Origin of the sequence: Sphingobium fuliginis, assembly GCF_004152845.1 — a bacterium.
Lineage (GTDB): Bacteria > Pseudomonadota > Alphaproteobacteria > Sphingomonadales > Sphingomonadaceae > Sphingobium > Sphingobium fuliginis.
On the sequence record NZ_SEON01000003.1, the window covers coordinates 285,820 to 310,180 of the forward strand.

Genomic DNA, 24,361 nt, shown 5'->3' on the forward strand with positions numbered 1-24,361 from the left:
CATCGCTGGAAAATAGCGGCCGGTAGGTATTGCATCCCTTTTTTGTGACAGGCAGGCGACAAATCGTCCTCAACGCACTATATGCGCGCGAAAGCCGTCCCGATGAGGGCGCACAGGATCGGCAGTGGACCATCAAAAACCCATGTTTACGACCAACCCGTTCGACGACGACAAATTGCGTGAGGAATGCGGCATTTTCGGCGTCTTCAACGCTGAAACCGCCTCCGCCATGGTGGCACTTGGCCTTCACGCGCTCCAGCATCGCGGCCAGGAAGCCGCGGGCATCACCAGTTGGGACGGCCATGATTTCCACACCCATCGGGCGATGGGGCATGTGGCCGGGAATTTCGACCGCGACGAAGTGATTCGGGGCCTTCCCGGCACCGCCGCCTGCGGCCATGTCCGCTATTCCACCACCGGCGAGACATCGCTCCGCAATGTCCAGCCGCTTTATGCGGAACTGAGTTCGGGCGGTTTCGCCGTCGCGCATAACGGCAACATCTCCAACGCCATGAAGCTGCGGCGGGAACTGATCCGCCGCGGTTCCATCTTCCAGTCGACGTCGGACACGGAAGTCATCATCCATCTGGTCGCCACGTCCACCTATCGCACGCTGCTCGACAAGTTCATCGATGCGCTGAAGCAGGTCGAGGGCGCGTATTCGCTGATCGTCATGACGCCCGAAGGCATGGTCGCCTGCCGCGACCCGCTGGGCATCCGGCCGCTGGTCATGGGCAAGCTGGGCGATTCGATCATCTTCGCTTCGGAAACCGTCGCCTTCGACGTGGTGGGCGCGGAGCATGTCCGCTCCATCGAACCGGGCGAACTGGTCATCGTCACCCATGACGGCGAGGTGCGCAGCCACCGTCCCTTCGGCGACACCCATGCCCGGCCCTGCATCTTCGAACATGTCTATTTCAGCCGTCCCGATTCGGTCGTGGACGGCTCCAGCGTCTATTCGGTCCGCAAGGCGATCGGCGCGCAACTGGCCATCGAAAATCCGGTCGAGGCGGACTTCGTCATCCCCGTGCCCGACAGCGGCGTTCCGGCAGCAATCGGCTATGCCCAGCAATCGGGCATTCCCTTCGAGCTGGGCATCATCCGCTCGCACTATATCGGGCGCACCTTCATCCAGCCGGGCGACAAGGTCCGCCATCTGGGCGTGAAGCTGAAGCATAACGCCAATCGCGCCCTGATCGAGGGCAAGCGGATCGTCCTGATCGACGATTCGATCGTGCGCGGCACCACTTCGCTCAAGATCGTGCAGATGATGCGCGAGGCAGGCGCCAAGGAAGTGCACATGCGCATCGCCAGTCCGCCGACCAAGCATAGCTGCTTCTATGGCGTCGACACGCCAGAACGGACCAAGCTGCTGGCGCACCGTCTGGACATTGGCGGGATGCAGGACTTCATTCATGCCGACAGCCTGTCCTTCATCTCGATCGACGGCCTGTACAAGGCCTTGGGCGAGGCGAAGCGCGCCGACATACGGCCGCAATATTGCGACGCCTGCTTCACCGGCGACTATCCCACCACTCTGACCGACCAGGACGAAGCCGTGGTTCAGAACCAGCTCGAACTGCTGGCCGAACGAGTGGTCTGAACGCCTTTCCTACCGCTGGACGGACAGCCCGACGCTATGCGGCCTCGGGCTTGTTCCTTCCTGACCCCATGAGGGATATTCATGTCGATCCAACCCCTTTCCAGCCAACCCCTTTCCGGTAAGCTCGCCCTCGTCACCGGAGCGAGCCGCGGCATCGGCGCCGCCACGGCGGAAGCGCTCGCCGCCGCCGGCGCCCATGTCATCCTGACCGCCCGCACCACGGGCGGGCTGGAAGAGGTGGAGGATCGCATTCACGAGGGCGGCGGCAATGCGACCATCGCGCCGCTGGACCTCATCGACGGCGAAAGCATCGGACGATTGGCGCATGCCATTTCGGGTCGCTGGCAGGCGCTGGACATATTGGTCCTGAACGCGGCGACGCTGGGCAGCCTGGCTTCGGTTCCAGCCATCGACGCCAAGGAATTCGCCCGGTTGCTGACGCTCAACGTCGCCGCGCCCCAGGCGCTGATCGCGGCGTTCGACGGCATGCTGCGGGCGAGCGGCGATGCGCGCGTGGTGGCGATCACCTCTTCGGTCAGCGCGACGCCGCGCGCTTATTGGGGCGCCTATGGCGCTTCGAAGGCGGCGCTCGAAACCCTGGTCGGCGCCTATGGCGAGGAAGTGAAGAACATCTCCGCCATCCGAACCCATATCGTCGATCCGGGCGCCACCCGTACAGCGATGCGGGCGCGGGCCTTTCCGGGTGAAGACCCGGCGACGCTCAAGGAACCGGCTGCCGTGGGCCAGGCGATTCTCGATCTGGTGATTGCGGACACGCCCGACGGATACCGGACGCGTATCGATTAGAGGCTGAGCCTTGGGGATGACTGGACTGGCCGGTTGCGGGCATGGCACTTCCCCTATCCACCCGCCAAGGCCGCTAGAGCAGATTCCGATCCGATTGCATCGGCTCGACTGCTCTAAATTTTTGTTTTGTCGCGTTTTCCGAGTCAGCAGATGATTCCATCTGCTTGGAAAACGCTCTAGCCGAACCGAATTCCTCCCGCCCTAAGCCGGCTTCACCAGCGTGACCTGCGCGACATCGATGGTGCCGCCGCGAAAGCCGCCTTCGCAATACATCAGATAATAGCGCCATAGATCGACGAAATGCTGGTCGAAACCGGCCGGCAACCATCCCCTGTCGACCGCCCGGTCGAAGCGTTCGCGCCACCGCCGCAGCGTTTCGGCATAGTGCAGACCGAAGCGGCGTACATCACGCCACTCCAAACCGTTTGCTTCGGCCAAGGCCCGGAAACGGCTTTCCGAAATCAGCATGCCACCGGGGAAGATATAGGTCTGGATGAAATCCGCGCCCCGGGCGTAGCCTTCGAAGATCGCATCATCGATCAATATATATTGTATGGCTGCCCGCCCACCGGGCCTGAGCAGACGCTCGATCGCCCCGACATAGGCCGGCCAGTAACGTTGCCCGACTGCCTCCACCATTTCCACGCTGGCAATGGCGTCATATTGCCCCTGCGCGTCGCGATAGTCGCGCAATATGATGTTCGCTCCCGACCCCAGGCGGTCACGTGCGAAATGCGCCTGTTCCACAGACAGGGTCAGCCCGTCATAACGGATCGGGCAACGCGCCATCGCCTGTTCGGCCAAGCCGCCCCAGCCGCAGCCGATTTCCAGCAGCGAATCGCCATCGCCGATGTCGAGCCGGTCGAGAATGGCGTCGACCTTCCGCTGCTGCGCCCGCTCCAGGCTTTCGATCCGGTCGTCCGGGTCGCGGAACAGGCCGCTGGAATAATGCATGCCCTTGTCGAGCCATGGCTGGTAGAAATCATTCCCCAGATCATAATGATAGGCGATGTTGCGCCGCGAACCCTTGCGGCTGTTGCGGCGCGCCCAATGGAACGCGCGCCCGATCCAGCGTGCCGGCCCATGCGGCCGGGCGACATTGCCCAGGTTGGCGGCATTGGCCATGAACAGGGCGAAGAGCGGAACCGGATCGGGACTGGTCCACTCTCCACGCGCCCAGGCCCTGTACCAGCCGGCCGATCCCCCGGCGATCAGGCGAATCAGCGCCCGCCAGCGCAGCAGATGAACCTCGCATTCCGGTCCCGCTGCGCGGCCGCCGAGCAGGCGCCGGCTGCCGTCCGGCAGAATGGCGAGCAAAGAACCCTGTTCGAGCCCAAGGTCGATGCGGTCGAGCAATTTGTGGAACTGCCGGGCGGCGAGACGATCCGGCCAGCCATGGCTCCGGCGCTCCAGCGGTCGCCTGACCGGCACTGCGGCCCGGCCACGACGGGGTTCAATGGCGTTCATGCTTCCACTCTGCCCGATGGTTTAACGCGTCGCAATCATGGCCTGATCCCGCGCCATGCGGCGAGAGCCCGTTCACGCCCCTCCCGATGACCGATGCACTTGGCCGGATAATCGGACGAACGCGCGTCATGCGCTTCGGGGTCGTGAATGATGTCATCGTTCAGATGCGCCAGTTCCGGCACCCAGGCCCTGATATAGTCTGCGGCGTCGAACTTTCCCGACTGGGTCAGGGGCGCCATGATCCGCGAGAAGATATTGGCATCGACGCCGCTGCCTGCAACCCATTGCCAGTTGACGCTATTATTGGCGTAGCTCGCATCGACCAGCGTATCCCAGAACCAGCGCGCCCCATGCCGCCAGTCGATCAGCAGATGCTTGATCAGGAAGCTGGCCGCGATCATGCGCACCCGATTATGCATCCAGCCCGTCGTCCAGAGCTGCCGCATGCCGGCATCGACAATGGGATAGCCCGTGCGCCCTGTCTTCCACGCCTTGAAATCGGCACCAGCCTCGCGAAGATCGCGCCAGGGCATCGCGTCGAAGGCTGGCCGCGCATTTTCCGATCCATAGGCGGGCATGGCCCATATCTGCGTATGGGCATAGTCGCGCCAGATCAGTTCCTTGAGGAAGGTCGTCGCATCGCCGGGCGCTCCGGCAACCCGGCGCCAGACATAGGCGGGGGAGACCTCCCCGAAATGGAGGTGCGGCGACAGGCGAGAGCTCCCCTCCTGCGAGGGCAGGTTCCTGGCCCTGTCATAATCCGCCACCTGGTCGAGAAAGGCGGCGACATTGGCCCGCGCCCCCGCTTCCCCAGGAGTCCAGTCGCGTGAAAAGGCCCTGGCCCAATCCGGCTTGGTCGGCAAAAGGCCCCATCGGTCCAGCGAATCGCTTTTCGGCCAACGTCCTGGCGCATCGATGCGCGAAGGCGCGCGAACCGGTTCGGCCGGCGGCATATGCTCCATCACGGCGCGGGCGAAGGGGGTATAGATCCGATAGCTGTTTCCTTCGCCCGTCCGCACCGCGCCGGGCGGCAGCAGCAATGCGCCGTCATGCAGGCACAGCTCCAGCCTTTTGACGAGCGACTTCTCCGCATTGCGCCACCAGGGTTCGTAATGATGCAGGGCATGCACGCGCCGGGCGCCCGTTTCCTCAGCGATCTGGACGATCTGATCGATGCAGTTTCCCTGCCTCAGGATCAGGCGCGATCCCTTCTCCCGAAGATTTTCGTCCAGGCTCTTCAGGCTATGGTGCAGCCACCAGCGCGACGCTCCGCCCATCTTCCATTGGCGCGGCGCCTGATCGTCCAGCACATAGACGGGAATCACCGGCCCTTCCTGCACGGCGGCTGCCAGTGCGGCCTGATCGGCAAGGCGCAGGTCCTGACGAAACCAGAGAATTACGGGGTCTGACATGCGATCGGGCATGCCATGGGCCGCCCGATGTTCCAAGCCCCCGCCCATTTGAAGCGATGCACAGCACAAATCGCCGCGTCAGGATTTTTCCGGCATGGACGCGCCGCCCCGCCCCGCTTATTCTGCACTGCACAAAGCGACGGGCGGGCTGGAGCCTCCGGATGGCTTGTCGGGATTAACGACCAGGGACTATGATGGCTTCGATGCCGAATGATTCAGAACTCGCCTACCGGCCATGCGTCGGTGTCATGCTCGTCAACATGGATGGCAAGGTTTTCGTCGGTCAGCGGATCGATAATGCGGTGGAAGCCTGGCAAATGCCACAGGGGGGCATCGACGACGGCGAAGATATGAAGGCGGCCGCCCTTCGGGAGCTGAACGAGGAGACCGGCATCGTTCGCGAGCATGTGGAGATCATCGCCAAGGCGCGCGAAGAGCATTTCTACGACCTGCCGCCGGAACTGATCGGCAAGCTGTGGGGCGGCAAATATCGCGGCCAGCGGCAATATTGGTTCCTTGCGCGTTTCCTGGGGTCGGATGAGGACATCGACATCCAGACGGCGCATCCTGAATTCCGCGAATGGAAATGGACGGAGCCGGAGAGCCTGCCTGACCTGATCGTGCCGTTCAAGCGCAAGCTGTATCGGGATATTCTCCAGGAATTCAGGGATTTGATCTGAAAACAAGGGTTAAAATCCGCCGCCATGCCGGTATGAGAAGGCGCATGCGTTACTGGCTGGCCGTTCTGCCCCTCTTCCTCTCCACCCCGGCGCTCGCCGATTACCCCGTGCTCCTGCCGCCATCGGTGCGGGAAATGCTGGAGGCGGCCATCGCCAACGGCAATGAGACCGAGATCGCGACCGTCGCGAAGATCGCCAAGCAGACCAATCCCGGTTCCGCCGACGAGATTCAGCGCATGGTCAACAGTTGGAAGGAACGGACCAGGGCGACGCAGGAAACCGTGATCCGCGAGGCGCGCTTCACGGAATTGTGGACGGGCAAGATCGAAGCGGGCGGCTTCCGCTCCACCGGTTCCACCAGCGAAATCGGCATCAGCGCCAGCGCAGCGGTCAAGCGCACCGGTATCCAATGGTCGCACAAGCTGGCCGCCAGCGTCGATTACCGGCGCGCCAACGGCGTGACCTCGCGCGAACGCTATACCGCCAGCTATGAGCCGCGCTATGAATTCGATCCACGGGGCTTCGCCTATGGATTGACGCAGTTCGAGCGGGATACGTCGATCGGCTATGACGCGCGCTACACCGCCTCGGCCGGCATCGGCTACAAGCTGATCGTCAGCGATCCGGTCGACCTCTCGCTGGATGCCGGTCCTTCGATCCGCCATGCCAAATATGTGACCGGAGAGCGGGAGACCAAATTGGGCGCCCGTGCCTCCATGGACTTCGCCTGGCGCCTGACCCCTGCGCTGACCTTCAGGCAGACAGCCTCCGGCTATGCCGAAAGCGACGTCTATACGCTGAATTCGCTGACCTCGCTGGTGACGAAAGTGGGAACACGCTGGTCGGCCGCCTTTTCCTACAATGTGCAATATGAATCGGAGACGCTGCTTTCGGCGCGGGATTCGGACACGATGAGTCGCCTGACCCTCACCTATGATTTCTAGGCGGTCGCCGACTTTCAGGACCAGGGGTGGAGGCGCGCCCTCCGCTCTGATAGGGTCGTCAGGATGAGAGGCATTTCGTCGTTCGAACGGAGCGTCATGGAAAGCGCCGCCGACGCGCCCATGCTCGCCCAGACTGAAAAATGGGCGGCGGTGAACAGCGGGTCGCGCAATCTTCCCGGCCTTGCGGCCATGGCGGCCATGCTTGCCGATGCCTTCGCCGGCCTGCCGGGCGCGATGTCCCTTGTCGATCCAGAGCCGGTTGAAACCGTGCGCCCCGACGGTCGTCTGGCGATGGTCGCGCATGGCAGCCACCTGCGCCTCTCGGTCAGGCCGGAGGCTCCGGTGCAAATCCTGCTCACCGGGCACATGGATACGGTCTTCCCCGCCGACCATGGCTTTCAGGCGCTGCGGTGGGTCGATCCGTCGACGCTGAACGGACCGGGCGTCGCGGACATGAAGGGCGGGATCGCTGTCATGCTCGCCGCCTTGCGCGCGGTGGAAACCGCACCGGATGCAAGGCGGCTGGGCTATGACGTCATCATCAACAGCGATGAGGAGGTCGGCAGCCCTTCCTCGGCGGCGCTGTTGCGGCAGGTCGCGACGGGCAAGATCGCGGCCTTCACCTATGAACCGGCCCTGCCCGACGGCACACTGGCCGGGGCGCGCGCCGGCAGCGGCAACTTCGCCATCGTCGTCACCGGACGAAGCGCGCATGCCGGGCGCAATCCGCAGGATGGCCGCAACGCATTGCTGGCGGCCGCCGACCTGGCGTTGCGGCTGAAGGCGGCGAGCGGCGGCGGCTTTTCCTGCAATCCCGCGCGGATCGAGGGCGGCAGTCCCAATAATGTCGTGCCGGACCATGCGGTTCTGCACGTCAATTTCCGGCCGAAGACGCCTGCCGACGAGCAGGCCGCGGACGAACTGCTGAAGGACGCCATGGCGCGGATCGCCCTGGAGCATGAGGTGACGCTTCACCGGCATGGCGGCTTCGGCCGGCCGCCCAAGCCGATGGATGGGCGGGCGGAAGCCTTGTTCGGGCTCGTCCGGCAATGCGGCGCGGACCTGGGCCTTTCCATCGCCTGGCGGGATACCGGCGGGGTGTGCGACGGCAATAATATCGCGGCCTGCGGCGTGCCCGTGGTCGACACCATGGGCGTGCGGGGCGGCAATATCCACAGCGATTCGGAATATCTGATCGTCGACAGCCTGGCCGAACGGGCGCAACTATCGGCCCTGGCGCTGCTCCGCATCGCCCAGGGGCATTTCACCGGGGGGATGAAGGCGTGAGTTTTTTCATGCGCACGGCGCGCGCCGACGATTTGCAGACCCTTTATGAAATGGCGAAGCTGACCGGGGGCGGGTTCACCAACCTGCCGCCGGACCGGAAGTCGCTTGCCGCCAAGCTGGAGCGGACGGGACAGGCGCTGGCCCGGCAAGGCGAAGGGGTCGAGGACGAACTGATCGTCATGGTGCTGGAAAACAGCCAGACGGGTCAGGTCCGCGGCACCTGCCAGATATTCAGCAAGGTCGGGCAAAGCTGGCCCTTCTATTCCTATCGGCTGGGCGTTCTCACCCAACATAGCCGGGAGCTTTCGCGCACCTTCAGGGCGGAGATGCTTTCGCTCGTCACCGATCTGGAAGGGTCGACGGAAGTGGGCGGCCTGTTCCTTCACCCCCGCGAGCGCGCGGAGGGGCTGGGTCTGCTGCTGGCGCGCAGCCGCTATCTCTATATCCGCAACCATCGCGCCCGCTTCGGAGAGCGGATCATCGCGGAACTGCGGGGCGTGATCGACGAGGCGGGCGGTTCCCCCTTCTGGGACGGCCTCGCGGGGCGCTTCTTCGGCATGAGCTTTCAGGAGGCGGACGAGTTCAACGCGGTGAACGGCAACCAGTTCATCGCCGACCTGATGCCAAAGACGCCGATCTACACCGCCATGCTGACCGACACCGCGCGCGGCGTCATCGGCATGCCCCACCCCAATGGCCGCGCGGCCATGCGCATGCTGGAGACGGAGGGCTTCACCAATCCCGGCTATGTCGACATATTCGACGGCGGACCGACGATGGTGGGGCAAATCAATTCGCTGCGCACCATCGCCCATGCCTCCGACGCGGTGCTGGGCGCGGTGCACGAAAAGGGCGGAGACAAGATGCTGGTGACCACCGGACGGCTCGCGGATTTCCGCTGCACCTATGCCTTGGTGACGGAACGGGAGGATGGCGGCATATCGCTCGACCGGGCTTCCGCGGAACTGCTGGGGGTGGAACCGGGACAGACATTCACCATGGCGGAACGGGCATGACGGCAAGGGAGATCAATTTCGACGGCCTGGTGGGTCCCAGCCACAATTATGCGGGCCTCAGCCTGGGCAACCTTGCCTCCGCGCGCAACGCGGGCGCCATCTCCTATCCCCGCGCGGCGGCGCTTCAGGGGATAGAGAAGATGCGGTCCAACCTTCGCCTCGGGCTGCCGCAGGGGCTGTTCCTGCCCCAGTGGCGGCCGGATGGCGCCTGGCTGTCAGCCCTCGGGACCGATGTCGGCAATGCGGAGGCGCATATCCGCGCCGCCGCCATGTCGGCCTCCTCCATGTGGGCCGCCAATGCCGCGACCGTTTCGCCGGCCGCCGATACGGCCGATGGGCGCACGCACCTGACCGTCGCCAATCTCGTCACCATGCCGCATCGCAGCCATGAATGGCCGCAGACGCTCGCCCAGTTGCGCCTTGCCTTTTCCGACCGGAACGCCTTCGCCGTGCATGGCCCTGTCCCCGCCCCCTTCGGCGACGAGGGCGCGGCCAATCACATGCGCCTGTGCGACAGCCATGGCGAGGCAGGCGTCGAGGTGTTCGTCTATGGCCAGTCCGGCGGCCCCTTTCCCGCCCGCCAGCATGTCGAGGCGAGCAAGGCCGTCGCCCGGCTGCACCGGCTCGATCCGGATCGGACGCTGTTCGTCATGCAGTCGGAGGAAGCGATCGCGGCGGGCGCCTTCCACAATGACGTGGTCGCCGTCGCCAACGAACGCGTGCTCTTCACGCATGAACATGCCTTTGCGGACAAGGAGCGCTTCTACGCCGCTCTCCGCGCCAGGCTGCCGTCGGTGGAGATCGTGGAGGTTCCCGCCAGCGCCATCAGCCTGTCAGACGCGATCCGCAGCTATATCTTCAATGCGCAGCTCGTCACCTTGCCCACGGGCGACCCTTCGAATTCGCCCGGGACAGGCATGGCGCTGATCCTGCCGACGGAGGCGCGGGATATGCCCGCCATCTGGAACTGGCTGGAGGAGATGGTCGCGGGCAACGGCCCCATTCGCAAGCTCGTGCCTGTCGACGTGCGCCAGTCCATGGCCAATGGCGGCGGTCCTGCCTGCCTGCGCCTGCGCGTGGTGGCCGATCCTGCCAATATCGATCCCCGCTTCCTGGTGGACGAGGCGAAGCTGGACGGCATTGCCGACATCGTCCGCAACTATTGGCCAGAAGCCATAGCGCCAGAGGATCTGGCCGATACCCGGCTGATCGCCCGCATCGAACAATCATGGTTAACGGTTGTTGACCATTTGCAACTTTCAGGCGATCTAATCCCCTGACGGCGGGCAAGCCGAGTGGGACCGGATGGAACGGATCAAGCGCCTCTTCACGATCAAGACCAAGTTCGAGGCGTTTCTGGTGATTTACGCCCTGGCCCTTGGCGCGACCGAGCGCGGCTTCGTCTACATGCAGCAATATCCCGGCACCGGGGGGCATTTGCTGGCGCTGGCCTGCACCGGCAGCGTCTTCATGGCCGGCGGCATGATCCTGGACGCCGTGGAGATGCGGCACAGCGCCATTTAACTTGTATCTGCCGCCCGCTCCATGCAGGAGCGGCGTCATGGCTGCGATCATGCTTCAGGGAACGGGTTCGGACGTCGGCAAATCCTTGCTGGTGGCGGGCCTTTGCCGCGCGCTGGTGCGGCGCGGATACAGCGTCCGGCCCTTCAAGCCGCAGAACATGTCCAACAATGCCGCCGTCACCGCCGATGGCGGAGAAATCGGGCGGGCGCAGGCTCTTCAGGCCATGGCGGCAGGAATCGAGCCGCATACGGACATGAACCCGGTGCTGCTGAAGCCGCAGGCCGACCGCACGTCCCAGCTTGTCGTCCATGGCCAGGTGCGCGGCAAGCTGGGCAGCGAAAATTTCCGGTCCGCGCGCGGCGAATTGCTGGAGGCCGTACTGACCAGCTACCGCCGCTTGCAGGCGCAATGCGACATTGTCGTGGTGGAGGGCGCCGGATCGCCCGCAGAGGTGAACCTGCGCGCCGGCGACATCGCCAATATGGGCTTTGCGCGGGCCGCGAATGTGCCGGTGATCCTGGTGGGCGACATCGATCGCGGCGGCGTGATTGCGGCCGTCGCCGGAACAAGGGCAGTCATCGATCCCGCCGATGCGGCGATGATCCGTGGATTCCTGATCAACAAGTTCCGGGGCGACCCCGCGCTGTTCGAGGATGGTTATCGCCATATCGAGCAGTTGACCGGCTGGAAGGGCTTTGGCGTCATCCCCTGGCTCGGCCAGGCCAGCCGCTTACCCAGCGAGGATGCCGTGGTGCTCGAACGCCGGCAGGGCGTCGGCCACGAAAAGCTGCTGATCGCCTGCCCCATCCTGCCCCGGATCGCCAATTTCGACGATCTGGACCCCCTGAAACTGGAGCCGGGCGTCGAAGTCATGATGGTGCCGCCGGGCCAGCCCATTCCGGCGGAGGCCGCGCTCATCATCCTGCCGGGTTCCAAGGCGACGATCGCCGACCTGCAGGCGGTCCGCGATCAGGGATGGGACATCGACATTCTCGCCCATCGCCGGCGCGGGCGGCCGATATTGGGGATATGCGGCGGTTACCAGATGCTGGGCCGCAGGATAGACGATCCGGACGGGATCGAGGGGCCGCCCGGCGGCATCGAGGGGCTTGGCCTGCTGGACGTGGAAACCCGGCTGACGCAGGTCAAGACATTGGAAAGAACCGGCGGAACCGCAATGGGCCAGGCCTTTTCCGGCTATGAGATGCATGTCGGACGGACGGACGGCGCCGATTGCGCGCGCCCGTTCGCCATGCTGGAGGGCGGTCGTCCCGATGGCGCATCGAGCGGAGACGGCACGGTGATGGGCACCTATGTCCACGGCCTGTTCGCCAGCACCGCGCTGCGCGCCGCCTTTCTGTCCCGCCTGGGGCATGAAGCCGCATCGGAGGATTATCAGGCTTCGGTGCATGAAGCGCTGGACCAGATCGCAATGCAGTTGGAAGAGCATGTCGATGTGCAGGCGCTGATCCGGATCGCCACCGCCTGACCCGGTTGGAGCCTTGCCGGCGGGCCGGGCCATTACGGCACGCATGCGCACCTATGCTATTGGTTATATTTACCGAAAATCAGCAGGATAGTATAAGCAAAGCATAGGACATAGCGCCGACAGCATGGCGCGACATGGGGGCGAGGCGGAACTTATGTTGCGTGACCTTCATAAACCATCCGCTCCGATGAAGGCTGCCCTGTCATCGTGCAGGCGCCACTTTCTTTCTTCCTTGATATTCAGCGCATTGATGAACGTCCTTTATATCGGACCCGTTCTCTACATGCTGCAAATCTATGACCGGGTCGTGACGGGACAGGGCAGACTTACCCTGTTCTTCCTGACAATCATCATCATCTTCGTGATCGGCACGCTCGCGCTGCTGGAGCAGGTGCGCTCCCGCCTGCTGGTGCGGGCCAGCATCCGCTTCGACCGGCAGCTTTCGGGGCTGCTGCTCGATACGACGCTCAGTGGACGCGGCTCGACGGGCGAGGCGATGAACCGACAGGCCCTTCGGGAGTTCGACACGCTCCGCCAGACGCTGACCGGGCCGACGATCCTGTCGATCTTCGATTTTCCCTGGAGCCCCATCTATGTCGTCGTCTGCTTCCTGATCCATCCGGCCATTGCGGCCATGGCGATGGCCGGCGGCGGCGCGCTCCTCTTCATCGCGCTTTGCAATGAAAGGCGGACAAATGCGCCGCTGAAGCAGGCCAATGACGCCGCCAACAAGGCCTATGTCAGCCAGGAACAGACGATCGCGGGCGCGGAGGTGATCCGCGCGCTCGGCATGCGGAACGCGCTGGTTCGGCGGCACCTGCTCGAACGCCGGGCGATGCTGAACCTCCAGGCCCATGCCAGCTTCGCGGGCGGGCATTATGTCGCCATCAGCAAGTTCATCCGCCTCGCCCTGCAATCGCTGGCGCTGGGCCTGGGCGCGTGGCTGGCGATCAACGACCAGATTTCGGCGGGCGCGATCTTCGCTTCCTCCTTTCTGGTCGGAAGGGCGCTGGCGCCGATCGACCAATTGCTGGGCGCGTGGCGCAGCGTCGTCCATGCGCGGGCGAGCTATGCGACGCTCAACGATCTGCTGGCCGCGAGGGATGCCGACATCGCCCTCACCCGGTTGCCTGCGCCGAACGGCCATATCGCGGTCGAACATCTGACCTGTTTCAACCCAGGCCAGGAAAGACCTGTGCTGGCCGACATCAGCTTCACGGTGGAGCCGGGGGAGGTCATCGCCATTGTCGGACCCAGCGGCGCGGGCAAATCGACCCTGCTGAGCATGCTGTCCGGCGCGGCGCGGCCGCTGCGCGGATCGATCCGCTATGACGGCGCGGACATCCAGGACTGGGAATCGGAACGACTGGCGAGCTTCGTCGGCTATCTGCCGCAGGACACGTCCCTGTTCGCCGGGACGATCAAGGAGAATATCGCCCGCTTCGGCAATTTCCTGTCGGACGATGAGGAAGCGATAGACAATGCCGCCATCGAAGCCGCCCGGCTGAGCGGCGCGCATGACATGATCCAGCATCTGCCGGGCGGCTATAATCTGACGCTCGGTTGGGGCGGACGCGGCCTTTCCGCCGGGCAGGCGCAGCGCGTCGGTCTTGCGCGGGCGCTCTACGGTGCGCCGCCGCTGGTCTTTCTGGACGAACCCAATGCGCATCTCGACGCTGAGGGAGAGGTGCGGCTGGTCGCGACGCTGGCCGACCTCAAGAAGAGGAATGCCTCCGTCATCATCGTCGCCCATCGCATGGGGATATTGGGCGTGGTCGACAAGATCATGGTGATGCGCGACGGAAGGGTCGAGGCCTTTGGCGCACGCGACGACGTGCTGGGCCGTTTGAAGGCGATCCGGTCGGAAGAACGTCCCGCTCCCCAGACGGCGGAGGGGTAAGGCGCCATGGGAACTATTCAGATCAGGGATGCGGCCGGCGCCGTCGAGCTTTACTATCCCGCCGGAAGCGGCGCGGAGATCATCGACGACCGGCCTGAGCGCGACATGCGCGCCGGCATGATCATCGCGGCGCTGTTCTTCGTCCTGTTTCTCGGCTGGGCGGCCTTTGCGCGGCTCGATGCGGCCGCCTATGCGCCAGGGCGGCTCACCGTGTCAGGCCAGCGGCAATCGGTGCAGCATCGCGACGGCGGCGTGGTGGGCGCGATCTTCGTGAAGGAAGGCCAGCATGTCAGCCAAGGCCAGCCGCTGATGGAACTGGCCTCCGCCGAGGTGCGGGCGCAGGCGCGCATCTTCGGCGCGCAATATATCGAGTTGAAGGCGCAGCGGGCAAGGCTGATTGCCGAGCAGCTTGGCGCAAGCCATGTCCTGTGGCCTGCCGAATTTGCGATGCTGAAGGGGCGGGAGAAGGCGGATGCGGAGGAGGCGATCCGCCTTCAGCTGACCCAGTTCAACGCGCGTAGCTCCGTACTGGCGGCGCAGACCGGCGTGCTGCGCCAGCAGGCCAGTCAGGTGCAGCAGACGGCGCGCGGCTATCGTTCGCAACTGGCGGCCTCTTCAGAGCAGGCCCGCCTGATCGGAGAGGAACTGGAGAGCCTGCGCGGCGTGGCGGAAAAGGGGTTTGTGTCCCAATCCCGGATCAGGGCCCTGGAACGCGCAAGGGCCGATCTTCAGGGACAGGAGGGGCAATTTTCCGCCAGCATCGCCCGGTCCGGGGCGGAAGCGGGGGAAAACCGGCTGAAGGCGCTCGAAGCGGAAAAGGCCTATAAGGAACGCGCCTCATCGGAATTGCGCGACGTCGAATTCTCGCTCAACGAAGTGCTGCCCAAATATCGCGCCGCCAGGGATCAGCTTGCCCGGCTGCAAATCCGCGCACCCGCCACCGGCACCATCGTCGGCCTCAACGTCTTCACTGTCGGCGGCGTCATTTCCGCCGGCCAGAAGCTGATGGACATCGTTCCCGACCGGGCGGGTCTCGTCATAGAGGCGCGGATTTCGCCCGAAGACATTGACGACCTGAAAGTGGGGCAGCAGGCGCAGATCAAGTTCAGCAGCCTGCATGAACGCGACCTGCCGATCATGGACGGCCGGATCACGCGGCTTTCGGCCGACAGCTTCCAGGATGAAAAGGCGGGGGTCTCCTTCTACACCGCAGAGGTGATGGTGCCGCCGAAGGAACTGGACAGGATCAGGAGCGTGCGGGGGAAGGATTTCAGCCTGAAGGCAGGGATGCCGGTGCAGGTCCTGGTGCCGCTGCGGCGGCGGACTGCGCTCCAATATGCGCTGGAACCGCTGACCCAGTCGCTCTGGCTGTCCTTCCGGGAGCATTGAGCCAGACGGTCATTGCAGTTCGGAAAAGCGGACCCGCGCGCCCAGCGCCTCGTAGATGTGCCGATATTCCGCGATGATGGCGCTGCGGTCATAATCCCGCACGACACGCTCGCACAGCGCTTCGCCCATCGCCCGGCGCAAGGAAGGCGAGCGCAGCAGGTGCAGGATCGCCGCCGCCGTGCCCTCCGGGTTGACCAGTTCGGTGACGATGCCGCCCGGCCGGTCGATCCCAGGCGCCCGCCCCTCGATCATTTCCCGGCAACTGCCGACATCTGGCGCGACCACCGGCACCCCGCACGCGCCCCCTTCCAATATGACGAGCGGCTGGGCTTCCGACAGGCTGGTGAGGACGATCAGGTCGATCCGGGGCAGCCATTCCGCGACATTGACCCGCCCGGCAAATTGCACCGCATTGCCGATGCCCAGTTCAGCGACCAGCGCCTCGCAATCCGCGGCATAGTCCGCATCCTCATCGAGCGGCCCCAATATGGCGAAGCGGACTTCGGGCATGTCCGTCAGGACCAGCGCCGCCGCCCTGATGAAGGTCTTGACGTCCTTGATCGGCACCACCCGGCCGATCAGCGTCACCAGCGGCCGGGCGGGATCGCAGGCGCGCTCCATCGACGCGAAGCGCTCCGCATCGATGCCGTTGGGAATGACGCGCAGCCGTTCCTGCCGGGCGCCCAGGCGGCGCTGCGTCTGGTTGTTGGCCCCGTACAGCGCGATGATCGGGTCGCAGGCGTCGTAGCAGGCGCGGGTATAGGTCTGGAAGACCGCCAGCCACAGGTCGCGCAGATCATGCCCTTCCCGGTCGAGCGTCAGCCCGGTTTCGATCTGGTCCCCGATCCAGTCGGCCATCATGATCTCTATCTGCCGTTCCAGCATGTAGATTCCATGTTCGGTGATGAAGGCGGGATGGCCGGTCTCATAAGCGGCCCGTGCAGCCAGCAGGCCCGCAAAGCCGGTGGATATGGTGTGATAGACACGCGCTTTCGGCAAGGGCGCGAGCAGCATCTTGAGCAGCCCGCCCAGCAGCACCCGCATCGCCCAGAAGAAATGATGGAAGGAGGCCGAGCGGAAAGCCGTGTCGTAATAATGGGTGAAGAGGTCGAATATCTCCGGATTGGAGAGGAGATCGCCTGCGCCGGGGCACGGCTTCAATCCTTCCAGCGCCTGCCGCAGACGGATCAGTTCATCCCTGCCGCCCGTCGACAGGAAGGCGAGCAGCAGGCGGCCGATCCGCTTCATCTGCGACGCCGGATAGCGGCGCGGCAGGCAGGGTTCGATCAGCAGCGGGATTTCCACCACCTCCACGACATTGGGCGGCGGCGCCATGCGCCAGGGCTGCGCGCCATTGCCCGCCTTGATGGCGACGAGCGAAAATCGCAGGTCGGGCATGCTGAGGATCAGGTCCTGCAACCAGCTGGAAACGCCCCCGACCACAAACGGATAAGCGCCTTCGACGATCAGGCATATGTCGCTGTCCTGCCCGTCGGACATCATGACGCCGGCTCCACGTCCCCCCTGCGCGTGGGCCGGGCCTTGCCTGCCGGATGCCGTTCCAGCGCGCGCCTTATCCGGGCGCGCGCCGCCTGCAATGACCGGCGCCTTATGTCACCGCTCTTCAGCAAGCCGGCAATCTCATCCAGCTTCCTGTTCGCGTCCTGACAGAGCCGAAGCCTCTGCCCCTGCGGCAGCAACTGGTTGAAGCAGCCATGATCGGCCAGCAGCATGGCAAGGGCATAGCGATCGTCCAGATGCTGGGCGGGGGCGATCCTCGCCTGCAATTCGCTGCGTTGCTGCGCCAGATTATAGCTGACCTGCGCGGCCGCAGCGGCGGCGAGCGCCCGGATGGTCTGGTCCTCGTCCGACAGGGCCATGACGATGAGGGGGGACAATCGCGGCTCGAAAGAGATCACGGCGGTTTCCAGGGCCCGGTAGCGGGCCTGCAGATTTCCGTAGCGGAGCATGGTGGCCAGTGAACCGATCTCGTCGCTTTCGGGATAACGCACACGATCGTCGAGTATCCGGCCAAGCCGCTCTACCGGCGACAGGTCGTTGACGTCCCGCCGCTTGCCCGTTCGGACGTCCCGATAGGCGATCTGCCTTTTCCGCCTCGACGGCCGGACCAGCGGCGCCAGAATCAGGCAGACCAGCATCCCGGCAGGCCCAATGGCGGCACCGATCGGCAGGGCGAAACGCTGGCGCACGCCCAGCCCATCCAGCCCTTTCATCATGACCAGCAGCGCGGCGCAGGAGAGCGCCAGATGGATGGGCGCGAACCAGAGGATGCTCCCCTCTCCCACCGCCAAACCGGTGAACAGCAGGAACAGATCGGCAGCCGAAAACAGGATGAGCAGGGCGATCAAGCCACTTTTCCTTCCGGGACCAGCCATTTCGGCGCAAAGGCCTGTTCGCGGCCGAACAGCGCCGGGCATTTGCCGAGCAGGTCCGCAACCTGTAGCAGTTGCGCCACATAGGCCTCCGTGATCCTGATCCCGGCGGCGCTGTGGACGAGAATGATGGCCGCCAATCCTTCCTCCGCCCCCGCGACCGGCACGGCCAGAAGACCCCATTCCGACAGCAGCGGCCGGTCGGCGGCACGATCGGCCCGCAACGGCCTGGGCGTCGCCAGCATCGCCTGCGCCATCGGCGAGCGCGAAAGGTCCGGGGCCTGCCCCTGGGCCGTCTTGCCGCCGAAGCGCGCCGTCACCTGGGCGCCGCGCACATCGTAGAAGGTGAAATCCTCCGTCTGCGCGGCGAGCGCGATCAGGCGGGCGACCGCGTCGGCCTGGCTTTCCGGATCGGGTTTGGAAAGGTCGAGGCCGGCAGCCATGGCCTGTACGATCGTGCGCTGCCCGGTGGCGATCCGGACCTGCAGCTTGCGGTTGGTGTCGGTGAGACGGGCGATGATTTCCGCCAGCTTCTTCCAGTTGCGATCCATCGCCTGATGCTGCCGTTCCTGATCGGCAATGCGGTTCCTGCGGCTGGCGGTCACCTCGCCCGTCACCAGGGCCGTCACCATCCACAGCATGGGCTGGATGGAGAGGCGCAGCTGCTGTTCGATATGATCCGTCGCGCCCGACCATGGGTTCGACCAGCGGAACCAGATGGCGGAGGCGATTGCGGCGGCGGCCAGCCCCGATCCGGTGCCATAGGTCGTCGCCATGACCAGCACCGGCAGCCAATAGGGATTGGGGTTGATGTCGCAAAAGGCATTGCCGCTCATCAATCCCTGGTCGATCGCCATCAGCGTAGCGAACAGGATCAGCATTTCCGCGCATTGCAGCAGGATGGGCCGCTTCTTCAGCATCAATGCCTCCCAAGAAAGCGAGTGAGCGCCACGCGCAGATAGAGTTGGCGTCCCGAAATGCCCGGCCGGCTGATCGAACTGATCCCGCCGCTCGCCTGAAGGCGCCAGCCCTCGCTCAGCCGCCCGGTCGCGCTGACGTTCGCGGTGGGGCCGTCGGTCTTGCCCTTGCGGTCGAAGGTCCAGCCTGCCGCGCCGCTGAGCTGCCAACCTGTCCAGGACATGCCGGACAGCAGTTGGAAGCTGTGATTTTCCCGGTCGCTGAGAGGGATATAGGCAAGGCCATTGGGCCGCAGCGCCCTGCGGCCGACATATTCCGCATCCAGCCGGTAGCTGACCGCCAGCGATGGCGATCCGCGGCGGAGCAGATAATCGAGGCCGCCCGCCACGGTGATGCTGCGCGTCCGAACACCGGTGCCGGTCAATCCATAGCCATTCCAGCCGCCATCCGCCTGCACCGCCAGTTCCGGCGTCAGGCGGATCGTCCCCCCGATCCCCGCGCGGCTGATATGACCGCCGAAGGTCGATTGCTCAGGCGTGGCGAGATCCGGCAGGCGGTAGGCGAGGACCAGCCTTCCCTGCTTTTCGGGAGGACCGGCGAACAGCCGAAGGCCGGCGCCCGCCACCTTTTGGTCCAACTGGGCACTGCCCTGAAACTCGATGCGGGAAACCGCGCCGAGATCGACGGTCGCGAACAGGTCCCCGATGGCGGAGCGGGACGTGCGGTTGGCAAGAATGCCGTTGGCGCCATGGACGGTGTCCGCTTCGGAGCGGAACCAGCGGACGCCAGCGCCGAGCGAGAGGCGGTTGTTGAACGGCACCAGCGCATTGAGGCCCGCCTCCGCCTGCCAGAAGACCTTGCCGCCGCGCGCCGTCACGGCCCCGGCGACATTGCCGCCCGATTCGGCCAATGTCTGCCGGGCAAAGGGATCGTCCGCGGCGAGATTGCGATAACGGGCCGCGCCAAGGGCCAGCGCGCCCTCCGCAACCTCCATGTCGCCCAGCAGGCGCTGGATTCGCTTGTCGCCGGGATATGCCGCCGCCAGCGGAGCAAGCCGCCGCCGCGCCAGATCGGGATAGCCGGCGGCGGCATCGGCTTGCGCCCGGGCGATGGCGAGTTCGACGCCCAGATCCGACGTTTGCGGTTCGCCTGCGATGGGGGGGGCAGGCGCCGGCTCTCCATCGGGCAGGAAACGGACGTGCAGCCCATGCTTGTCCGCCACCGCCTCCAGCTTCCGCCCCTCGGCGGCGCGCAGAACCAGACTCTCGTCATTCCAGCGCAAATCCGCCAGGTCCGCCCCGGCGGCGGCGGCAAAGTCCTTGAGGACGGCATCGGCAATCGGCCGGTCGAACCGGACGACCAGCTCATAGCCGCTGTCTTCCAGTTCGAGATGCACGTCCCCGCTCCATTGCAGGTCCACCGTCCTGACTTCCGATGCCGTCACATCCGTGTCGGGCGGCAATGCCGCGACCATGAGCGGCGGCGGCCCCATCAGCAGCAAGGCGGCGGCCAGTGGCGTCATGGCCGCAACACCTTGCGCGCACGTCCCGGATCACCCGAGGCGATAAGCAAGCGGGCCAGCATGATGTCGAGCTTGCGGTCTGCCGGAGTGGCCCGGCGCAGTGCCTCGACCATGGCCGTCGCCTCCGACATCCGGCCCAGCCGGGTCAGCAGTTCCGCCCGCTCCACCGAAAGCGGCGAGGTGAGCGCCAGCGATCTTTCGATCCAGGGACGGGCCCCGGCTTCGCCCTTCAGCTTCTTCTGCGCATCGGCCATCAGGCTCAGCGCTGCCCGGTCGTCGGGACGTTCGCGAAGATAGAAATTCAACTGGTCGGCGGTAGCCCGCGCATCCCCCCTGTTCCAGCCGTCCCAGGCAAGGCGAAGGTGATCCGACGGCTCGGCGGCGCTATTGGCGACGCGGGCGTTCGCAAGCGCCAGATCATAATAGGCCGCTCTATCGGGCGGAACCTGCGCGCCGGCTGCCGCCTTCAACTGCAGGGCGGAAAGGGTGCGGCCGTCCAGCAGCCGGTCGAGCGCCCGCGCCGCCGCCGCCCTGTCGCGCGCCGCATTGGCCAGTGCGATGCGCTGGACCAGCATGTCGCTGCTGTCGGCGGCGTCAGTCGCTTCCAGAAACGCCAGCGCGTCCGCAGGCCTTGCCCGCTCGACATAGGCCTGCGCCCATTTCGGATCGGCCAATGCCCGCGCCTTCAACCAGGCAAGGTCCTGCGCGACAGGGCGCGGCCCCATGAGGTACAGCATGCGCGCGTCGGACGGGTCATCGCTTTTAACCGTCGATTGCTGCCGAAGCAGCGCGATAGCGTCCGACCGGAAACCCCTTTCCAGCAGGCGTTGCGCGATGGCGGGGCGGTCGGCGCCTGTCTCGGCCGCCCGACCCAGCAGCCATTGCCGTATTGCATCCCTGTTTCCGGACCCCATGATGATGCTTTCCCGCACAGCATCGCGCCCCGTCGGCAGCATGGCGGCATAGCGAAGCGCCGAACGGATGTCGCCGGACCGCTGCGCCAGCGTCATGGCAAGCCAGGGGTTCCGGTCGCGCCAGCCCGGCGTCCCGGACCGGTCGATCCGAGCAATGAGGTCATAGCGCCCCGCCCCACTCGCCCAGGACGCCAGATCGAGCGACTGTGCCGGGTCGAGCGGCGCTATGGCGCCATGCTCCGCGGCCAGGATCAGCAGATCGGGCTGGCCGAGCGCATAGCTGGCCTCGACCAGATCCTTGGCCGGAGCCGTTCCGGGATTCATGGCCGCCGCCCGAACCATGTCGGCGGCACCCTGCGCGTCGCCGGCCTTGCGACGCAGGTCGAGGCGGAGGCGCCAATGGGCGGGGGCGGCGTGATCCGGACGGCCCTCCAGAAAGGCAAGCGCGACCTCCGGACGGCCGCCCGCCATGATGTCATAGGTCAGCCTTGCGCTCGGAACCGGCGCGCCCTTCCCCGCCAGCGCATCCGCAAGCTGCCCCAGAACCTTAGCGTCGGCCGTCGTCACGGAAGCGTTCAACAACCGTTGAAGGTCCGGAGGAGAAAGCCTTTTCCCTTGCGCGAAGCGCTGCATCAGCATGGCCGCATCGGGTGGAGGCAAGGGGATGGCGACCGGCGGCGGCGCGAATGTCGCTCGCCGGATCGCATCGGCAATCTGCCAGTGGCTGGGCATCAACAGCACCGCAGCGGCGAGCAGCAACCCACCCCCCGCGATCGGTCCGATGACCGCCATGTTCGGGTGGCGCAGCGCTTCGATCTTCATGACAGGGGCTCCGGTATGAGCCGGTCGAGAGCCAGGGTGGACACATAGGGCTGGAATCCGGCGGCGCGCTCCCGCGCATAGAGGCTGGCGATGGTGGCCTTGTCGCGCGGGTCCCAATAGTCGAGCGTGGCAAGCCCCAGACGGGGATTGATCCGCCGGGCCGCGAAAAGATGGTCCGCCTGCCATTGCCAGTCGTCGGCGGAGGTCATCTCATAGCGCCCCTCCGCGAAGTTCCAGCGCGAAGCCATGGCTTCCGCCAGCACGAGGTCGATCTGACCCGCGACCTGCGGCAGCAGGGCATAGCCCCGGTTTATCATGATCGCCATGTCCGGAAAGCGCGTGCGAATGGCCTGCACCAGCCGCGCGGCGCCGGCCACCATGCCCTTGTTGCGGTCGGCATCCTGCCGCTCCAATGCCTCCGCATTGTCGAGCGTGTCCATGAAGATGCCGTCATAGCCCTTGCGCAATATGGCGGGGATCAGGCGATCGACCACAAGGGCGGTCCAGGCCGGATCGCGCAGGTCGACAAGCCGCGCCTGCGGCCAGTTCGGATTGGCCTGCCGCAGCGCGCCCGCCTTTTCCAGTTCTGCGGCGAAGGGACGACCGTCATGGACCTCCCCCAGGCTGATATAGCCCAGCAGGCGGCTGCCGGGGCCACGCAGCGGGGCAAGCGGGCGGGCGAAGTCGGGTTCCAGCACCAGAAGGCCGAAGCGGCGGGCGATGGCGGGATCGGTCGCTTCGCCATAATCCACCCCCCAGGCGTTGGCCCCGCCGATTTCGGGCAGGGCGCGGGCCGAAAGGCCGAACACCATGAGGGACAGCGCCAGCAGATCGCGGCGGCGGAAGGGAAGAACGCTCATGGCCAGAACCTCGCCCACAGGCCGCTATTGCCCGCCACCGCCGGATTATTGCCGACGAAGAGCAGATAGGTGAGCTTGCCCGTCGCCTCCGCCACCAGCGCGACGGCGAGCGAGGCTGCCGTCACCGCGCCCGCCAGATAGCCGAAGCCGAAGCCCGCGAAGCCGCTGTCGCGAAACAGCAGCGTGCCCGCCGCGCTCGCCAGCAGGAAGCTGCCCCAGACCGCCACAATCCGGCCGGCAAGGTCATAATAGGACAGGATGATGCTCATCTGGATCGCGACGAGGTGGAAGACGACGCCCACCGCCGTCAGCCGAAAGCCGAATATGCCGCGCGCGTTCATGTCGAGCAGGCGGATGATCTCCGGCGCGAGAACCCAGCAGAAGCCGGCCAGGATCGCCTGCTCGACCATCAGCAGGCGCAAGTCCAGCCGGATCGTCATGCCGACCTTCTGCCGCGCCTTTTCGATCCGGCGCCGGTTGGCCGTGCCCATGCAATGGCTCATCAGCGCCGCAAAGGCCCGGTCGAACCGCGTCTCCGTCGTGACGAGGATCAGCGTCAGGCCGGGAATCATCGTGAGCAGGCCGAGGAAGCTGGCCTGATCGTTGACCGGATTGACCCGCAGGGCGCCAACGGCCTGAACGCTGCCCGGCGCCCACCAGAGCAGCCATTTGTCGATCCAGATCGCCAGCGCGTTGGTCAACCCCGCCGCGCCCAGCGCCAGGACGCCGGGCGTCCTGCCGATCCAGCCCGGCCGCCATTCGGGACTGTTGGGAAAATCATCCCGGATCGCGGCGATCAGCAGCGCCAGCGTCACGATCAGACCCGCCGCGATCGCCGCAAGAACAGCGGCGGGCGCGGTCGGCCGGACCAGCGCCAGGCACAGGGCCACCATCGCGATCCCGCAAAGATAGGCCAGGAATATCGGCCGGTGCCGCCATGTCGCGTGCAGGAAGGGACTGGCGATCCAGATTTGCGAGAACAGCGTCAGGATCGCGGTGGCCAGCAGGAACAGGTCCGGCCGCATCCCGCCGGCAAGGCCGAACAGCAGGCCCCCCGCGATCAGCGACGCCAGCGTCGCCCAGACCAGCGCCGCCAGCAGGATGGCGGGGATCGCGTCGCGTTCCCCCAGGTAGAAGCGATCGGACGCCATGCGGGTCGCGATCATCGCCAATGGCGCGGTGATCACCGTCGAAACGCCGAAGGCATAGACCAGGCTGGTCTGGATGATCGCATGGTCGGCCGCAACCATGGTGGACCGCGTCCAGCCCTGTAGCAGGAAGACCGCGAGCGCGGTCATCAGCCACGGGCCGGAACTGACCACGGCCCCGTGGAAGGCGGCATTGGCGATCCCGCCCAAGCCGTCCTCCCGGGCTATCCGGTCCAGTCTGAAGCCGATGCCAGCCATTCCCCCGG

At 65.5% G+C, this 24,361-nt stretch carries 20 protein-coding genes; 11 read left to right on the forward strand and 9 right to left on the reverse strand.

Annotated elements, in window-relative coordinates; translation table 11 throughout:
- The first annotated feature begins 142 nt into the window (after positions 1-142).
- Together purF and EWH10_RS10210 are read left to right on the forward strand one after the other, a co-directional pair.
- Positions 143-1,603 carry an amidophosphoribosyltransferase gene (gene purF, locus EWH10_RS10205; RefSeq protein ID WP_044662385.1) on the forward strand — a complete coding sequence of 487 codons (1,461 nt, stop codon included), beginning with the start codon at positions 143-145 and terminating at the stop codon, positions 1,601-1,603.
- Positions 1,604-1,684: 81 nt separating this feature from the next.
- Positions 1,685-2,410, forward strand: a complete 726-nt coding sequence (locus EWH10_RS10210; protein WP_044662386.1) for an SDR family NAD(P)-dependent oxidoreductase — start codon at positions 1,685-1,687, stop codon at positions 2,408-2,410.
- 201 nt (positions 2,411-2,611) lie between these two features.
- Here the strand turns inward: EWH10_RS10210 and EWH10_RS10215 are convergent, their stop codons facing one another.
- Together EWH10_RS10215 and EWH10_RS10220 are read right to left on the reverse strand one after the other, a co-directional pair.
- Complete coding sequence (locus tag EWH10_RS10215) at positions 2,612-3,877, reverse strand: SAM-dependent methyltransferase (RefSeq protein ID WP_044662387.1); 1,266 nt, start codon at positions 3,875-3,877, stop codon at positions 2,612-2,614.
- Positions 3,878-3,912: 35 nt separating this feature from the next.
- On the reverse strand, positions 3,913-5,289 hold the full coding sequence (locus tag EWH10_RS10220; protein ID WP_044663161.1) for a cryptochrome/photolyase family protein: 1,377 nt from the start codon (positions 5,287-5,289) through the stop codon (positions 3,913-3,915).
- A gap of 194 nt (positions 5,290-5,483) precedes the next feature.
- On the opposite strand from EWH10_RS10220, the gene EWH10_RS10225 reads away from it, so the two are divergent.
- The 9 genes from EWH10_RS10225 (at position 5,484) to EWH10_RS10265 (ending at position 15,518) form a co-directional block, all read left to right on the forward strand.
- Positions 5,484-5,969 carry an RNA pyrophosphohydrolase gene (locus EWH10_RS10225; RefSeq protein WP_044663162.1) on the forward strand — a complete coding sequence of 162 codons (486 nt, stop codon included), beginning with the start codon at positions 5,484-5,486 and terminating at the stop codon, positions 5,967-5,969.
- A gap of 44 nt (positions 5,970-6,013) precedes the next feature.
- Complete coding sequence (locus tag EWH10_RS10230; RefSeq protein WP_025550074.1) at positions 6,014-6,913, forward strand: DUF481 domain-containing protein; 900 nt, start codon at positions 6,014-6,016, stop codon at positions 6,911-6,913.
- Between the two features lie 63 nt (positions 6,914-6,976).
- Positions 6,977-8,200 carry a hydrolase gene (locus EWH10_RS10235; protein ID WP_044662388.1) on the forward strand — a complete coding sequence of 408 codons (1,224 nt, stop codon included), beginning with the start codon at positions 6,977-6,979 and terminating at the stop codon, positions 8,198-8,200.
- Positions 8,197-9,216, forward strand: coding sequence for an arginine N-succinyltransferase (locus tag EWH10_RS10240; RefSeq protein WP_044662389.1), 1,020 nt, complete (start codon positions 8,197-8,199; stop codon positions 9,214-9,216). Before EWH10_RS10235 ends, EWH10_RS10240 begins: the two co-directional genes overlap by 4 nt.
- Entirely contained in the window at positions 9,213-10,496 is a 1,284-nt protein-coding gene (locus EWH10_RS10245; RefSeq protein WP_044662390.1) for an N-succinylarginine dihydrolase, read from the forward strand. Before EWH10_RS10240 ends, EWH10_RS10245 begins: the two co-directional genes overlap by 4 nt.
- A gap of 25 nt (positions 10,497-10,521) precedes the next feature.
- Positions 10,522-10,740: a hypothetical protein gene (locus EWH10_RS10250; protein WP_025550071.1), complete on the forward strand. Its 219-nt coding sequence runs from the start codon at positions 10,522-10,524 to the stop codon at positions 10,738-10,740.
- A gap of 37 nt (positions 10,741-10,777) precedes the next feature.
- A complete protein-coding gene (locus EWH10_RS10255; RefSeq protein ID WP_044662391.1) occupies positions 10,778-12,229 on the forward strand; it encodes a cobyric acid synthase in 1,452 nt (483 codons plus the stop codon).
- 187 nt (positions 12,230-12,416) lie between these two features.
- Positions 12,417-14,129, forward strand: coding sequence for a type I secretion system permease/ATPase (locus EWH10_RS10260; protein WP_083198865.1), 1,713 nt, complete (start codon positions 12,417-12,419; stop codon positions 14,127-14,129).
- Between the two features lie 6 nt (positions 14,130-14,135).
- Positions 14,136-15,518, forward strand: coding sequence for an HlyD family type I secretion periplasmic adaptor subunit (locus tag EWH10_RS10265; RefSeq protein WP_044662393.1), 1,383 nt, complete (start codon positions 14,136-14,138; stop codon positions 15,516-15,518).
- Positions 15,519-15,527: 9 nt separating this feature from the next.
- On the opposite strand, the gene pelF is transcribed toward EWH10_RS10265, so the two are convergent.
- From pelF to pelG, 7 genes are read right to left on the reverse strand one after another with little or no spacing between them, the layout of a single operon-like run.
- Entirely contained in the window at positions 15,528-17,021 is a 1,494-nt protein-coding gene (gene pelF, locus EWH10_RS10270; RefSeq protein ID WP_044662394.1) for a GT4 family glycosyltransferase PelF, read from the reverse strand.
- On the reverse strand, positions 17,018-17,887 hold the full coding sequence (locus EWH10_RS10275) for a hypothetical protein (RefSeq protein WP_044662395.1): 870 nt from the start codon (positions 17,885-17,887) through the stop codon (positions 17,018-17,020). The genes pelF and EWH10_RS10275 overlap by 4 nt, the downstream gene beginning before the upstream one ends.
- Positions 17,884-18,831, reverse strand: coding sequence for a hypothetical protein (locus EWH10_RS10280; RefSeq protein WP_044662396.1), 948 nt, complete (start codon positions 18,829-18,831; stop codon positions 17,884-17,886). The genes EWH10_RS10275 and EWH10_RS10280 overlap by 4 nt, the downstream gene beginning before the upstream one ends.
- Positions 18,831-20,351, reverse strand: coding sequence for a hypothetical protein (locus EWH10_RS10285; RefSeq protein ID WP_044662397.1), 1,521 nt, complete (start codon positions 20,349-20,351; stop codon positions 18,831-18,833). Before EWH10_RS10285 ends, EWH10_RS10280 begins: the two co-directional genes overlap by 1 nt.
- Positions 20,348-22,087 carry a tetratricopeptide repeat protein gene (locus EWH10_RS10290; protein ID WP_044662398.1) on the reverse strand — a complete coding sequence of 580 codons (1,740 nt, stop codon included), beginning with the start codon at positions 22,085-22,087 and terminating at the stop codon, positions 20,348-20,350. Before EWH10_RS10290 ends, EWH10_RS10285 begins: the two co-directional genes overlap by 4 nt.
- A complete protein-coding gene (locus tag EWH10_RS10295) occupies positions 22,084-22,947 on the reverse strand; it encodes a glycoside hydrolase family 191 protein (RefSeq protein ID WP_170825558.1) in 864 nt (287 codons plus the stop codon). The genes EWH10_RS10290 and EWH10_RS10295 overlap by 4 nt, the downstream gene beginning before the upstream one ends.
- Complete coding sequence (gene pelG / locus EWH10_RS10300) at positions 22,944-24,353, reverse strand: exopolysaccharide Pel transporter PelG (RefSeq protein ID WP_025550062.1); 1,410 nt, start codon at positions 24,351-24,353, stop codon at positions 22,944-22,946. Before pelG ends, EWH10_RS10295 begins: the two co-directional genes overlap by 4 nt.
- Positions 24,354-24,361: the final 8 nt, after the last annotated feature.

What these genes read in the sequence shown, in the direction of transcription:
- EWH10_RS10255 (WP_044662391.1), top strand. Translation starts at nt 10,778, where the DNA reads ATGGCTGCGATCATGCTTCAGGGAACGGGTTCGGACGTCGGCAAATCC.
- EWH10_RS10225 (WP_044663162.1), top strand. Translation starts at nt 5,484, where the DNA reads ATGGCTTCGATGCCGAATGATTCAGAACTCGCCTACCGGCCATGCGTC.
- EWH10_RS10280 (WP_044662396.1), bottom strand. Translation starts at nt 18,831, where the DNA reads ATGCTGAAGAAGCGGCCCATCCTGCTGCAATGCGCGGAAATGCTGATC.
- EWH10_RS10290 (WP_044662398.1), bottom strand. Translation starts at nt 22,087, where the DNA reads ATGAAGATCGAAGCGCTGCGCCACCCGAACATGGCGGTCATCGGACCG.
- EWH10_RS10260 (WP_083198865.1), top strand. Translation starts at nt 12,417, where the DNA reads ATGAAGGCTGCCCTGTCATCGTGCAGGCGCCACTTTCTTTCTTCCTTG.
- EWH10_RS10265 (WP_044662393.1), top strand. Translation starts at nt 14,136, where the DNA reads ATGGGAACTATTCAGATCAGGGATGCGGCCGGCGCCGTCGAGCTTTAC.
- EWH10_RS10295 (WP_170825558.1), bottom strand. Translation starts at nt 22,947, where the DNA reads ATGAGCGTTCTTCCCTTCCGCCGCCGCGATCTGCTGGCGCTGTCCCTC.
- EWH10_RS10235 (WP_044662388.1), top strand. Translation starts at nt 6,977, where the DNA reads ATGAGAGGCATTTCGTCGTTCGAACGGAGCGTCATGGAAAGCGCCGCC.
- EWH10_RS10215 (WP_044662387.1), bottom strand. Translation starts at nt 3,877, where the DNA reads ATGAACGCCATTGAACCCCGTCGTGGCCGGGCCGCAGTGCCGGTCAGG.
- pelF (WP_044662394.1), bottom strand. Translation starts at nt 17,021, where the DNA reads ATGATGTCCGACGGGCAGGACAGCGACATATGCCTGATCGTCGAAGGC.
- EWH10_RS10285 (WP_044662397.1), bottom strand. Translation starts at nt 20,351, where the DNA reads ATGACGCCACTGGCCGCCGCCTTGCTGCTGATGGGGCCGCCGCCGCTC.
- EWH10_RS10230 (WP_025550074.1), top strand. Translation starts at nt 6,014, where the DNA reads ATGCGTTACTGGCTGGCCGTTCTGCCCCTCTTCCTCTCCACCCCGGCG.
- EWH10_RS10245 (WP_044662390.1), top strand. Translation starts at nt 9,213, where the DNA reads ATGACGGCAAGGGAGATCAATTTCGACGGCCTGGTGGGTCCCAGCCAC.
- purF (WP_044662385.1), top strand. Translation starts at nt 143, where the DNA reads ATGTTTACGACCAACCCGTTCGACGACGACAAATTGCGTGAGGAATGC.
- pelG (WP_025550062.1), bottom strand. Translation starts at nt 24,353, where the DNA reads ATGGCTGGCATCGGCTTCAGACTGGACCGGATAGCCCGGGAGGACGGC.
- EWH10_RS10210 (WP_044662386.1), top strand. Translation starts at nt 1,685, where the DNA reads ATGTCGATCCAACCCCTTTCCAGCCAACCCCTTTCCGGTAAGCTCGCC.
- EWH10_RS10220 (WP_044663161.1), bottom strand. Translation starts at nt 5,289, where the DNA reads ATGTCAGACCCCGTAATTCTCTGGTTTCGTCAGGACCTGCGCCTTGCC.
- EWH10_RS10250 (WP_025550071.1), top strand. Translation starts at nt 10,522, where the DNA reads ATGGAACGGATCAAGCGCCTCTTCACGATCAAGACCAAGTTCGAGGCG.